This window comes from Arthrobacter sp. 001422645, assembly GCF_059816125.1.
In genome coordinates this window covers 70494-83353 of record NZ_JCBANT010000003.1, presented here as the reverse complement: position 1 = coordinate 83353, position 12860 = coordinate 70494, and the positions used below count along the sequence as shown (strand labels likewise).

At 67.8% G+C, this 12860-nt stretch carries 13 protein-coding genes; 6 read left to right on the top strand and 7 right to left on the bottom strand.

Going from position 1 to position 12860, the window contains the following annotated elements; all coding sequences use genetic code 11:
• Both AC6EUH_RS05410 and AC6EUH_RS05405 read left to right on the top strand, forming a co-directional pair.
• Positions 1-858, top strand: coding sequence for a lysophospholipid acyltransferase family protein (locus tag AC6EUH_RS05410; RefSeq protein WP_056432673.1), 858 nt, complete (start codon positions 1-3; stop codon positions 856-858).
• Positions 859-931: 73 nt separating this feature from the next.
• Positions 932-2380 (top strand): short-chain fatty acid transporter, encoded by a 1449-nt coding sequence (locus AC6EUH_RS05405; protein ID WP_235500300.1) that lies wholly within the window; start codon positions 932-934, stop codon positions 2378-2380.
• Between the two features lie 81 nt (positions 2381-2461).
• Here AC6EUH_RS05405 and AC6EUH_RS05400 read toward each other — a convergent pair whose 3' ends face one another.
• The 3 genes from AC6EUH_RS05400 to AC6EUH_RS05390 form a co-directional block, all read right to left on the bottom strand.
• The gene (locus AC6EUH_RS05400) at positions 2462-3478 is read right to left on the bottom strand and encodes a GNAT family N-acetyltransferase (protein WP_499738013.1); all 1017 of its coding nucleotides are present in this window, start codon (positions 3476-3478) and stop codon (positions 2462-2464) included.
• Positions 3479-3480: 2 nt separating this feature from the next.
• Entirely contained in the window at positions 3481-4866 is a 1386-nt protein-coding gene (locus AC6EUH_RS05395; protein WP_056432683.1) for a glycine--tRNA ligase, read from the bottom strand.
• A gap of 261 nt (positions 4867-5127) precedes the next feature.
• The gene (locus tag AC6EUH_RS05390) at positions 5128-6096 is read right to left on the bottom strand and encodes a DMT family transporter (protein WP_056432685.1); all 969 of its coding nucleotides are present in this window, start codon (positions 6094-6096) and stop codon (positions 5128-5130) included.
• 33 nt (positions 6097-6129) lie between these two features.
• Between AC6EUH_RS05390 and AC6EUH_RS05385 the strand changes: the two genes are divergently transcribed.
• Complete coding sequence (locus tag AC6EUH_RS05385; RefSeq protein ID WP_056432688.1) at positions 6130-6366, top strand: RNA-binding S4 domain-containing protein; 237 nt, start codon at positions 6130-6132, stop codon at positions 6364-6366.
• Between the two features lie 76 nt (positions 6367-6442).
• Here AC6EUH_RS05385 and AC6EUH_RS05380 read toward each other — a convergent pair whose 3' ends face one another.
• A complete protein-coding gene (locus AC6EUH_RS05380) occupies positions 6443-7093 on the bottom strand; it encodes an alpha/beta hydrolase (RefSeq protein WP_056432691.1) in 651 nt (216 codons plus the stop codon).
• Positions 7094-7163: 70 nt separating this feature from the next.
• Here AC6EUH_RS05380 and AC6EUH_RS05375 point away from each other — a divergent pair, with 70 nt between their 5' ends.
• Both AC6EUH_RS05375 and AC6EUH_RS05370 read left to right on the top strand, forming a co-directional pair.
• Positions 7164-8039, top strand: a complete 876-nt coding sequence (locus AC6EUH_RS05375) for an SGNH/GDSL hydrolase family protein (RefSeq protein WP_235500301.1) — start codon at positions 7164-7166, stop codon at positions 8037-8039.
• Between the two features lie 148 nt (positions 8040-8187).
• The gene (locus AC6EUH_RS05370) at positions 8188-8706 is read left to right on the top strand and encodes a hypothetical protein (RefSeq protein WP_499738012.1); all 519 of its coding nucleotides are present in this window, start codon (positions 8188-8190) and stop codon (positions 8704-8706) included.
• A 77-nt stretch (positions 8707-8783) separates the two neighbouring features.
• On the opposite strand, the gene AC6EUH_RS05365 is transcribed toward AC6EUH_RS05370, so the two are convergent.
• Positions 8784-10268 (bottom strand): CoA-acylating methylmalonate-semialdehyde dehydrogenase, encoded by a 1485-nt coding sequence (locus AC6EUH_RS05365; protein ID WP_056432696.1) that lies wholly within the window; start codon positions 10266-10268, stop codon positions 8784-8786.
• A gap of 74 nt (positions 10269-10342) precedes the next feature.
• Positions 10343-11245, bottom strand: coding sequence for a 3-hydroxyisobutyrate dehydrogenase (gene mmsB, locus AC6EUH_RS05360; RefSeq protein WP_499738011.1), 903 nt, complete (start codon positions 11243-11245; stop codon positions 10343-10345).
• Between the two features lie 196 nt (positions 11246-11441).
• Between mmsB and AC6EUH_RS05355 the strand changes: the two genes are divergently transcribed.
• Positions 11442-12341, top strand: a complete 900-nt coding sequence (locus AC6EUH_RS05355; protein ID WP_499738010.1) for a LysR family transcriptional regulator — start codon at positions 11442-11444, stop codon at positions 12339-12341.
• Between the two features lie 30 nt (positions 12342-12371).
• Here the strand turns inward: AC6EUH_RS05355 and AC6EUH_RS05350 are convergent, their stop codons facing one another.
• Positions 12372-12839: an SRPBCC domain-containing protein gene (locus AC6EUH_RS05350; protein ID WP_499738009.1), complete on the bottom strand. Its 468-nt coding sequence runs from the start codon at positions 12837-12839 to the stop codon at positions 12372-12374.
• Positions 12840-12860 lie beyond the last annotated feature (21 nt).

Sequence of the window (12860 nt, the reverse complement as noted above, 5' to 3'; positions counted from 1 at the left end):
ATGCCCTGGCGCCCCCGGCCCAGCGACCGCTTCTACCGGTTCATTGTCCGCACCGGCCTGGCGCTGCGCTGGCTGTTCCGGATCCGCGTCATTGTGACCGGACAGGAGCACCTCCCCCCGCCGGAGCCGCGCAGCGACCCAAACAGCAACACCCCGCACGGACCGTCCCGCCGGGTGGTCCCGGGCCGGGGCGCCGTCGTCGCCATTACGCACTTCGGCTACCTCGACTTCGCGTTCGCCGAATTGCTGTTGTGGCGGCACACCAGGGCCCAGTTGCGCTTCCTTGTCACCCAGGGGGCCGCTGACCACTGGTTTGCCGGGCCCGCCATCAGTGCCGCCGGGCACGTTGTGGTCGGTTATGAGAGCGGAACCCACGCCTACGACGCCGCCGTCGCCCGGCTCCGGGCGGGCGAGTACATCGCGATCCTGCCAGAAGCCGGTGTCAGCCGCAGTTTCCGTGTGCGCGAATGCAAGACCGGAGCCGTGCGGATGGCGGCAGAAGCCGGGGTGCCGGTCATTCCGGTCTCCGTCTGGGGCGCGCACCGGCTGATGACCCGCCGCCACGGATTCTCCCCCGCCCGCGCCTGGCGTGCCCCGGTGCGGATCCATGTCGGCGAACCGGTGACCCTTGAACCGGTAATCATGGCCCCGTCCCGGGACGCCGTGGCGGCCACGGAGGCGCTGCGCGCAACCCTCCAGGCCGGAATCGATGCCTGCATCGCGGACTTCCCCTTGAAACCGGCTCCGGGCGCGTGGTGGATGCCGGCGGAACTGGGCGGCGGGGCGCCCAGCGACGAGGAACGGCAGCGCCTGGACCAGGCCGAGGGTCCGCGGCGCGCAGGGGGCCGGCGCCGATAAGCCCGGTTTCCGCGATCGTCTTGACTAAACTCCATGGGGTACAAAATCGCACTCAATGGAGAGGTACTCCTCTGTGGCAAACACAGTCCTGACGAAAAGCGGCATCGGCGAAGAACGCGGTCTCGCCCGAATAGCCCAACGGATGGCGGCGTGGACCGAGAAGTGGTTCCCCGACGCGTACGTCTTCGCCCTGGCCGGCGTCATGATCATCGCCCTGGCCGCCCTGGCCATCGGCGCCTCGCCCCAGTCGATCGCCGATTCCTTCGGCAACGGCTTCTGGGACCTCACCGCCTTCACCCTGCAGATGGCCATGGTGGTGCTGACCGGCTATGTCGTGGCAACCTCCCCGCCCGTAGCGAAGCTGATCAACCGGCTGGCCCTGGTTCCTGCCACCGCACGCACCGCCGTGAGCTTCGTGGCGCTGATGTCCATGTCCGTGTCCGTCCTCAACTGGGGACTCAGCCTGATCTTCGGCGGCCTGCTGGCCCGTGCCATCGCGCGCCGCAGGGACCTGACCGTGGACTACCGCGCCCTGGGCGCCGCAGCGTTCATGGGCCTTGGTGCCGTCTGGGCGCTGGGCCTGTCCTCCTCCGCGGCGCAGCTGCAGGCCACCGAGGCCTCGCTGCCGCCGGCCCTGCTGAAGATCACCGGCATCCTGGACTTCGGCACCACCATCTTCACGTGGCAGTCGCTGCTGACCCTGGCCATCCTGATGGCGCTCACCACGGTGATCGCGCACTTTTCCGCGCCGCAGGGCGGGGCCATCCGCACTGCGGCGGATCTGGGCGTCGACCTCGACGACGAACCCAGCGAACCGGCGCCGCGCTCCCGCCCGGGCGAATGGCTCGAATACAGCAAGCTCCTGCCCGTCCTGGCCGGGGTCCTGACGCTCGGATGGCTGGTCTCGCAGTTCCTGACGAAGCCCTTCCTGACCGTGGTGAGCAGCCTCAACGGCTATTTGCTGGTCTTCCTGATCCTGGGCCTGGTGCTGCACGGCACCCCGCGGAACTTCCTCCAGGCCGTCACCAAGGCGGTCCCCGCGACAGCCGGCATCCTGGTCCAGTTCCCGCTCTACGCCGCGATGGCCGCGATCCTGACCAAGGCCACCGGCCACGGCGGCATGACCATCTCCGCGCATTTGGCCGAGTTCTTCTCGGGAATCGGCAGCGGCGGCGGCTTCGCCGTCGTGATTGCGCTGTACACGGCGCTGCTGGGCCTGCTGGTCCCCTCGGGCGGCGGCAAGTGGCTCGTGGAGGCGCCGTATGTGATGCAGTCCGCCACGGATGTGCAGATGAACCTCGGCTGGACGGTGCAGATCTACAACATCGCCGAGGCCCTGCCGAACCTGATCAACCCGTTCTTTATGCTGCCGCTGCTGGCGGTGCTGCGGCTGCGGGCCCGCGACCTGGTCGGCTTCACGTTCCTGCAGTTCGTCTTCCACCTGCCGGTGGTGCTGCTGCTCGTCTGGCTCCTGGGCATGACCTTCGACTTCGTTCCGCCGGTGATGCCGCCGGGCAAGTAGCCACCCTGCCCCAAACGCCACCGACCTTAAACGCAGCTGACCCGCAGTAGTTCCACTACTGCGGGTCAGCTGGGTTAAGTCCTAGGCGGGGTCCGAAACTACGAGCGTTTCGGCGCCCCGGACACGGGCCTTGCCGGTCTCCAGCAGGGGCTCGACGACGGCGCGCAGCGCCTCCATCGAGTCGTCCAGTTCCAGCATCACGGGGTGCTGGAACGCAATCAGCGCCAGCAAGTCCCGGACGGCGGCCTGTGCCTCGTCCGCGGTGAGTTTCGGATCGTGGCCCAGGAACACGTCGGTCGGCTGGCCGGACGCGGGCGTCCCGCCCTCCCCATGGGCCCCCGCCGCGTTGTCTGCCGCAGCGAGCTCGGCGTAGCTGATGGCGAAGGCTTCGAGCCGGCCCTTCCTGCTGGGCTCCACGCCCTGGCCGAACGCGCTGGCCTTCGGCGCCCGGAGCACAATTGCGCCGTGGGCTCCGCTGAGCTCGTCCAGGAACAACCGCTGGACCGTCGCGATGCTGAGGTCGCCGGGGCTGTCCCAGCCGTGAACAGCCGTGTAGTACCGGCCCACAACGTCGCTGAGCTCCACCGAGCCGGTGGCCAGGTCCTCGACCTGCTCGGAGGCGGCGGCCTCGGAACCGTCACCGAAGACGGGCAGCCGGAGCGCCCCCGGCTCCACGACGACCAGCCGGGACCGCTGGATCGGGGCGAGGCCGGCGGCTTCCGCGAAGGCCGCGCCGGGGGTGCCCGGTTCCACCTTGGTCCGGAGCCGGGAGATGCCCGACGGCGACTGTGCGGCTTCGTGCCGCAGCATGGTCAGCAGGGTGGAGCCGACGCCGGTGCGGCGGTGGTGCCGATCCACCTCGATGTAGGCCCAGAGCCGTTCCGGGTGCAGCGAGGCCTCGTGGACCACACCGGCCGCAACCGGGATGGCCACACCGTCGACAATGTCCTCGGCGACGATGCACCGGCGCCACGGCGAGTTGCCCGAGGGTGCCAGGGTGCCGCGGAACTGCCGGGCCTGTTCGGTTTCGGGCCCGCCCCAGATTTCCAGGAGGGCGAGGTCATCGCCGTCGCGCCATTCACGGTATGCAATCGCCATGATCAGGCGCCGATCAGCCGTGCGGCCAGGTAGCCCTCCACCTTGTCCAGGGAGACGCGTTCCTGGCTCATGGTGTCGCGTTCGCGGATGGTGACGGCCTGGTCGTCCAGCGTCTCGAAGTCCACGGTGATGCAGAACGGGGTGCCGATCTCGTCCTGGCGGCGGTAGCGGCGGCCGATGGCGCCGGCGTCGTCGAACTCGATGTTCCAGCTCTTGCGCAGCTGGGCGGCGAGGTCCTTGGCCTTCGGGGACAGGTCCTCGTTGCGGCTCAGCGGCAGCACGGCCGCCTTGACCGGGGCCAGGCGCGGATCGAGCTTGAGCACGGTGCGGATGTCGACGCCTCCCTTGGCGTTGGGTGCCTCGTCCTCGGTGTACGCATCGATCATGAACGCCATGAAGGACCGGGTGAGGCCGGCCGCGGGCTCGATCACGTACGGGGTGTAGCGCTCGTTGGTGGCCTGGTTGAAGTAACTCAGGTCCTGGCCGGACGCCTTGGCGTGCGTGGAGAGGTCAAAGTCCGTGCGGTTGGCGATGCCCTCGAGCTCGCCCCACTCCGAGCCGTGGAACCCGAAGCGGTATTCGATGTCCGTGGTGCCCTTGGAGTAGTGGCTGAGCTTCTCCAGCGGGTGCTCGAAGAAGCGCAGGTTGTCTTCCCTGATGCCGAGGCCGGTGTACCAGGACATGCGTTCCTTCATCCAGTACTGGTGCCACTGCTCGTCCGTGCCGGGCTCGACGAAGAATTCCATCTCCATCTGCTCGAACTCACGCGTGCGGAAAATGAAGTTGCCCGGGGTGATCTCGTTGCGGAAGGACTTGCCGATCTGGCCGATGCCGAACGGGGGCTTCTTGCGGGAGGTGGTGAGGACGTTGCTGAAGTTGACGAAGATGCCTTGGGCCGTTTCGGGGCGCAGGTAGTGCAGGCCCTCTTCGCTGGCCACCGGGCCGAGGTAGGTCTTGAGAAGGCCGGAGAATTCCTGGGGTTCGGTCCACTCGCCGCGGGTGCCGCAGTTGGCGCAGGCGATGTCTTTGAGGCCGTTCTCGGCCGGCCGGCCCTTCTTCTCCTCGTATTCTTCCTCGAGGTGGTCTGCGCGGTAGCGCTTGTGGCAGGAGAGGCACTCCACCAGCGGGTCGGAGAACACGTCGACGTGGCCGGACGCCTCCCAGACCTGGCGGGGCAGGATGACCGAGGAGTCGAGGCCGACGACGTCCTCGCGGCCGCGGACCACGGACTGCCACCACTGGCGCTTGATGTTTTCCTTCAGCTCGGCACCGAGGGGCCCGTAGTCCCAGGCAGAACGCGAGCCACCATAGATTTCACCGGCCTGGAATACGAAACCCCGGCGCTTGGCGAGGGAAATGATCTGGTCGAGGACGGATTTTGCTGCCATGGGAACTCCACTTTCTACAGGGCCGCTGGGTGCGGTCCGCGGTCTCAGCCCCGGGACCCCGGCTGGTTGCCGGACGGGGCACTACAAAAACGCAAAACTTGTCCGCCCAACAGCACACACAACAAGGTGCGGTACTGAATGATGGCGGCGCAGGAAGCTGCGCCTCCTAGCCTACCGGCCTGCCGGCTCCGGGCGCCGCCAGTTACCGGTCCGTCAGCGTCAGGACGGCCGCCCGGCGTCGTGCGGGTTGCCGCTCCAGCGTCACCGCCCAAGCGCACCTTTGGGCCAGGGCAGGCTCGCGAGCACGATCGCGGCGAGCGTCAGCAGGGTTCCGAGCACGGTGGGCAGCGCCACCACGGTGCCGGGCGCCGGGAAGGCAAGGTCCAGCCCCAGGGAGCCCAGCAGCTGGCCGGCGATCATGCCGAGTCCCGTCACCAGCACGCCCAGGCTGCGGACCAGCAGTGCCCCGACCCCGATAAACACACACCCCAGGGGCCCGCCCAGGTAATACCACCACTCCCCCGGCAGCGCGTTGCCCGGTCCCGTAACGGCCGTCTTGATCAGCCAGGCGGCCCACAGCATGACCGACCCCGCGATGAAATTCATCAGGGTCGCCGCAATGGGCGTGCCGTAATGCACCGCGGCCGTGCCGTTCATGGCCTGCTGGAAGCTCATGAGAAACCCGGCCAGCACCGGAAGGAGCACCGGAACCAGCAGTTCCCCGGGGCCCGGCCCGGCGCCGGAGAACCGCGGCGAGACGGCCCAGGCGACGGCGGCGACGGTCAGGATGCTGCCGATCACCCGGATCCCGGTGATGGATCTCTTGCCGGCCGGGCCGATCCCCATCCTGTCCACGAGCAGCCCGCTCAGGGTCTGCCCGGTCACGGTGGCGACGGTAAACAGGGCGACCCCCAACAGGCCCACGGTGAAGGACTGCGCAAAGACGAAGAACCCGCCGATACAACCGGCCAGGAGGTAGTAGGGCGGGAACTTGCGCTCCCGGACGGCCGGGAGGATGCCCCGCAGCCCGGCCCGGCCGCGTGGCAGCGCGAGCGAGATCACAATCATCAGGGCCAGCCCGATGGTGAAACTCACCACCGCTGCGGCGATCCCGTCAGCGAGCGCCGCCCCGAGGGCGCCGTTGATCCTGCCCTGGACAGGCATTAGCAGCCCCGCCGCCACCGCGAGGGGCAGCCCCGCGAGGAACGGAAGCCGGGGAGTGTGGGTCATTGCTGTCACCTTACGTCAGGCATCATTGCTTGTATGAGCAACCCGGAAATTGAAGAAATCCCCATCCGCGACGACATGATCCGGCTCGGCCAGCTACTGAAGCTCGCCAGCCTGGTGGAGGACGGAGTGGAGGCGGCGGAGCTGATCAAAGCCGGGCTCGTCAAGGTCAACGGTGAGATCGACGAACGCCGCGGCCGCCAGCTCCACCACGGCGACACGGTCACCGTCAACGGCCGGACCGTGCGGATCAGCACTCCCGCCGGAGCCTAGCCCCGGCACCGGGGCAGGGCGCCGGACGACGGGCGGCAACCCGCCCACCGTCGTGAGGTTTACTCGCCTCGTGGGCCTACTTGTTCAGCACCCCGTGCGTGAGGAACTCGGAAACGTGTCCGATTTCCTGCTGGTTGATGCCGTGCCACATCCCGGTGTAAAGCACCTTGGTGAGCTTCACGTGCTTGCGCACCCAGCCCATGGTGAACTCGACCTTGTCCGGCGTGATCACCGGGTCCTGCTGGTCGCGGCCCCAGAACATCGGCACCGTCCCGTCCAGTTCCGCGTCGCGGAAGGCGGGGTCACCGTCGGCGTCGACGGCAAAACCGGACAGCCCGACGACGGCGGCGTAGTCGGCGGGCCGGCGCCGCAGCAGCGTGGTGGCCAAGGCCATCCCCATGGAAAAGCCCAGCAGCGTCACGGAAGGGTGGTTGGGCCGGACGGTATCGAGCCAGTTCTCCACGTATGAGGCGGCATCGTTGACCGCGTCGAGGGAGTAGTCGATCGAGGCGGTCAGCGGGAACCACGTGAAGCCGGCCCCGGACACCATCGGAGCGCGCACCGAGGCCACCACGAATTCCTGCGGCAGCAGGTCCGCCAGGCTCAGGAGATCCTCTTCGTTGGCTCCGTAGCCGTGCAGCAGGACCAGGAGCGGTTTTCCGGCGCGCTCCTCTTCGGGCTTCGACCATAGGACAACGGGGGCGGGGAAGGCAGCGGCGTGAGTCATGGCTCCATTCTTACAGTTACCCGTTGGTAACAACCTACGGTGGCGTAGCTTTGCAGGAACAGTGCACCATATGAAGGTGAGCGAAACCGAAGCCATGGAGAACACTCCAGACAATGCCGTGACCCACCCCTGGACCCGCTACGTGGCCATGGGGGATTCCTTCACGGAAGGCATCGGTGATCCCGAGCCGGCCAGTCCGGGGGGCCACCGGGGCTGGGCAGACCGTGTGGCCGAGGAGCTCAGCCGCGGCCACGAAGGCTTCGCCTACGCCAACCTGGCCGTCCGCGGCCGGCTCCTGCAACAGATCGTGGACCAGCAGCTTGCGCACTGCCTGTCCCTCCGGCCCGACCTCGTGACGCTCTCCGCCGGCGGGAACGACCTGATCCGTCCCGGTGGCGATCCAGATGCCCTGGCGGAAAAGCTGGACTCGGTGGTGCAGATCCTCACCCTGGCCGGCGCCACGGTGGTGCTGTTCAACGGCCCCGACACCGGTTCATCCGTGCTGGGGCGGGTGCGCAGCAAGGTGGCGATCTACAACGAGAACCTCCGCACCGTCGCGGCGCGGCACGACGCCGTCATCGCGGACATGTGGTCCCTGCGGCAGCTGAACGATCCGCAGATGTGGGACGTGGACCGCCTGCACTTCTCCCCGTTGGGCCATCACACCATCGCGGCCATGGTCTTGGATTCCCTCAACGTCGAGCACACCCTGGAGCCGCTCTCCCCCAAGCCCCTCCCGCAGCAAAGCTGGCGGCAGGCGCGCTCCGGCGATCTGGTCTGGGCCCGCGAGTACTTTGTGCCGTGGGTGGTCCGCCGGCTCCGGCACCGCTCCTCCGGCGACGGCATCACGGCCAAACGTCCGCTCCCCGGGCCGGTCTTCGGCCCCGGGATGCCGCTCGGCTCGGGCGAGGGTCCGCCCGGCGCCGAAGAGCCAGTGCGCTCCTGACCCCTGCCCTGAGTTCTAAGCTGCCCCGGCCGCGAGGCAGCCGGGCACGGCCGCGCGGGCACTGACGGATGGCCGCGGGCGTTAAGCTGGAAGGACACTTCCTGAGAGGCCCGGTGCTGTGAACAGTTTGTTCTTTTGGATCATCATTTTGTCATTCCTGATCCCGATGGCGATGCGCTACTACAAGAAGTCGGTGCGCGGACGGAACCAGGACCAGGGTATGCCGGGCGGCTACCCTGGCCAGTTCGGGCAGTTCCCGGGGGATGCTCCCGGAAACTACCCCGGCCAGCAGAACAAGCAGCCGCGTGACGGATTCACCCAACGGGACTACTACGGGGCCTTCGGCCAGCTGGGCGCTCCCCGGCAGCCCGCTCCCCCGGCAAACCAGCCGTATGGCCAGCAGAATCCGGGGCAGCCGTACCCGGGCCAGCAGAATTCGGGCCAGCCGTACCCGGGGCAGCAGGCGTACCAGCCCCCGGTCCCCTACGAGGACAGCCCCGACTACCCGGCCAACCAGCCCGGCCCCGCCGTGCCCCCGCCGCCGTCACCGACGGCGCCGCAGGGATTCCGGGCGCGCAAGCTCGCGGAACTGGACCAGCGCTACAGCGACGGCGACCTCACCATGGAGGACTACATGGCCCAGCGCGCGGAGATCATGAAGGGCTAACCGGCGCCACACCAACAAGGCCGACGAAAGGGGGCCCTGCAGCAGTGCTGCAGGGCCCCCTTTCGTCGGGGCAGGCGTCAGTCGACCTGGGGGAAGCCGAGGTCGATCACGGAGGTGGACGGGTCCGGCCAGCGGGTAGTGACCACCTTGCCGCGGGTATAGAAGCGGATGCTCTCCGGGCCGTACATGTGGGTGTCACCAAAGAGCGAATTCTTCCAGCCGCCGAAGGAGAACGTGCCGACCGGGACGGGGATCGGCACGTTGACGCCCACCATGCCGGCCTCGACGTCGAACTCGAACTGCCGCGCGGCGCCGCCGTCGCGGGTGAAGATCGCCACGCCGTTGCCGAACTCGTTGTCGTTGACGAGCTTGACGGCGTCGGCGTAGGTCTCGACGCGGACCACGGACAGGACCGGGCCGAAGATCTCGTCGTCGTAGACCTTCATGCCGGGCTTGACGTGGTCAACCAGGCTGACGCCGATGAAGAAGCCGTTGGAGTCGAAGGCCTGGTCCCGGCCGTCCACCACCACGGTGGCGCCTTCCTGGGCCGCGCCGGCGACGTAGGAGGCCACCTTGTCGCGGTGCTCGGCGGTGATGAGCGGGCCCATCTGTGATGCCGGGTCGGTGCCGGGGCCGATCTTGAGCGTGGCCATGCGGGTGCTGATCGCCTCGACCAGCTCATCGGCGATGTTGCCGACGGCCACCAGGACGCTGACCGCCATGCAGCGCTCGCCCGCGGAGCCGTAGGCTGCCGAGACGGCTGCGTCGGCGGCCATGTTCAGGTCCGCATCCGGCAGGACCACCATGTGGTTCTTCGCCCCGCCCAGGGCCTGCACGCGCTTGCCGTGGTCGGCGGCGCGCTTGTAGATGGACTGGGCAATCGGCGTCGAGCCGACGAAGCTGATGGCCTTGACGTCGGGGTGCTCCAGCAGGACGTCCACGGCCTCCTTGTCGCCGTGGACCACGTTGAGCACACCGGCGGGCAGGCCGGCCTCGGCGAAGACCTCCGCGATGAAGATGGCCGAGGACGGGTCCTTTTCGCTGGGCTTGAGCAGCACGGTGTTGCCGCAGGCCAGGGCGCTGCCGATCATCCAGAGCGGCACCATGGCCGGGAAGTTGAACGGCGTGATGCAGGCGACCACACCCACGGGCTGGCGCACCGAGTGGACGTCGACGCCGCCGGCCACCTGCTCGGAGCGCTCACCTTTGAGCATGTGGGACAGTCCGGTGGCGAACTCAATGTTCTCCAGGCCGCGGGTGATCTCGCCCTCGGCGTCGGAGAGGACCTTGCCGTGTTCGCTGGTCAGCAGGGCCGCCAGCTCGGGCCGGCGCTGCATCAGCAGTTCGCGGACCTTGAAGAAGATGTTGGTGCGCTTGGCGAGGCTGGTGGCGCGCCAGCCGGGCAGGGCGGCGCGGGCGGCCTGGATAGCCTCCTCGACGCGGGCGGCGGAGGCCAGCGCCACCTCTTTCTCCTGCTCTCCGGTGGCCGGGTTGAAGACCGGCCCGTAGCGCTCGGCGTCGGAAATCAGGGCGCCGTTGATGAAGTGCGGAATGCGTTCCATGGGGTATGTCTCTTTCGTGGTGCTGTGTACGGGGCCGCGGCGGGGCCGCTTTGCGGGGGAACTGGCAGGGGCGGCTATTTGGCGGCGTCGAGGGAGCCGTCCACCAGCTTGACGATCGCGGAGCAGTCCATGCCGGACTGGCCGGAGTCGATGAGGCGCTGGAAAAGCTGCTGGACGTGCTCGCCGATTTCCAGCGGGGTGCCGGTGTCCCGTGCGGCGCTGATGGCGAGTCCGATGTCCTTGTTCGCCAGCTCGGTGGTGAACGTCGGGGCGAAATCATTGTTGGAGGCCGCGGTGGGAACCACGCCGGCGACCGGGTACCACGTGCGCAGCGCCCAGCTGTCGCCGGAGGAGACCGAAGCGATGTCCCAGAAGACCTGCTTGTCCAGCCCGAGCCGGTCGGCCAGGACAGCGCCTTCCGCGGTGGAGGCGAGGTTGATGAAGAGCATGAGGTTGTTGCAGATCTTCGCGGCCTGGCCGGTAGTGGCGCCGCCGGTCGGGATGATGTTGGCGGCCATCGGCTTGATGTATTCGGTGGCCTCGGCCACGGCGCCGGCCTCGCCGCCGATCATGAACGTCAGGGTGGCGGCCTTCGCGCCGCTCATGCCGCCGGACACCGGGGCGTCGACGAAGCGGAAGCCGGCGGCCGCCGCGGCGTCGTGCAGGGCCTGGGCTGAGGCGATGTCGATCGTGGAGGAGTCCACCAGCAGCGTGCGCGTGTCGGCGTGGGCCAAGACGCCGTCGTCGCCAAGGTAAACGGCGCGGGCGTGCTCGCCCTTCGGGAGCATGGTGAAGACGACGTCGGCCCCGTCCACGGCGTCGGCGATGCTTCCGGCAGGCTTCACGCCGCCTGCCTCCGCGGCGGCGACGGCCTCCGCGTTGAGGTCGAATCCGCGGACGTCGTGGCCTGCCTTGGCGAGATTCACCGACATGGACCCGCCCATGTTCCCCAGTCCGATCCAAGCGATTACTGCCATGGCATAAGCTCCTTTGCTTTGCGTCGTGCGGTGCGTCTTTGCTGCGCTGTTTGCGGTGCGCGGTGCGTGTGCTCCGGCTGTCCGCCGGATCGTCCGTGTCAAGCATCACACCCTGTTACAGTGCAATCAAGGGAAAAATTTACAGATGGTATGTGCATGGATGCACATACCTGGATCCAGAGGAGTTCTTGTGGACGTGAGGCGGCTTCCGAGTCCGGATGATCTGCTGATCCTGCTGACCGTCGCCCGGCTGGGCAGGTTCAATGCGGTGGCCGAGACCCTCGGCACCACTCACACCACCATCTCCCGGCGGATCCTGGCCCTGGACAAACAATTGGGCGGACGCACCCTGGAGCGGAGCCCTCACGGTTGGGAACTCACCGATCTCGGCAACGAGGCAGTGGCCGCCGCCGAGGCGATCGAGGGAACCCTCGGCGCGCTGAGCAACCGGATCGCGCAGTCCGAAGATGCACTCTCGGGCCTGGTCCGCATCAGCACCCCCGACGGCTTCGGCGCCGGGTTCGTTGCGCCGGCCCTCGTGCGGCTGCAGCGGCAGCACCCGATGCTCAACGTCGAAATGCTCAGCGCCACCCGCAAGGTCAGCCAGAACCGCTCCGGCGTGGACCTCGAAGTGGTGGTGGGCAACCTGGACGTCAGCAATGCGCAGACGATTTTCCTGTCCAACTATTTCCTGCGGCTCTATGCGAGCCCGCAGTACACCCGGGAACACGGACTGCCGGAGACGCTCGACGACGTCCGGCAGCATGGTTTTGTCTCCTACGTGGAGTCGGCGCTGCAGGTCGCGGAACTGGGCCACCGTTCCACCCAGCTTCCCGTCCCGCGGTCCAGCTTCCAGGCCACCAGCATCTTTGCCCAACTGGAGGCCGTCCGGCGGGGAGCCGGGATCGGCCTGCTGCCCAATTTCCTGGTGGCCGGTGACCCCGTGTTCCTGCCGGTACTGCCGGACGACTTCCAACGGCAGCTGCCCATCTGGGCGGTGGCACGCGCGGAATCACTGCGCTCGGCCCCCGTCCAGGCCGTGCTCGAAACCATCCGGACCGAGATTTCCACCCGCCAGGCAGTCCTGGCAGGCTGAGCCGTCGCGGAGGCGCCCCGATCCGGAGATTCAGGAGTCGGCTAGTCCATCATAGGTGGTCCAGAAGTCGGCCATGGAGCGGGGCTGACCCAAGAGCAGCGCTTCAAGGTAAAGAAGGTGTGTGTGCCAGCCAGGCAGGTAGTCGGCGGCCTGGTTTCCGAGCCCTTCGTGCTGCAACGCCAAGTGTGTTGGCCCACCGGCGGGGGTGAGCACAATCCTCACTCGCGAGAGTGGTTCGTCTGGGAACTCCCACGTCATGCCAAGAATCCGCTCCGGTTCACACTCCTGAATACGGCTGCTGCAGAAATAGCCTTCGGCATGCTGAATCGTGATGGCGTTACCGACGATGAAGCTCCCAGAAGTCAGCTGACCCAGCCAGCGAGGCAACGCCTCAGGGTCGGTGAGCCCCCACCAGATGCGCTCCGGGGGCGCGGCCATGGACCAGTTGTGGGTCAACCGCCTGTCCGCAGCATCGAGCGACCTGTTGATGATTGGCATAACCGGAGCCTAGCGCAGTGC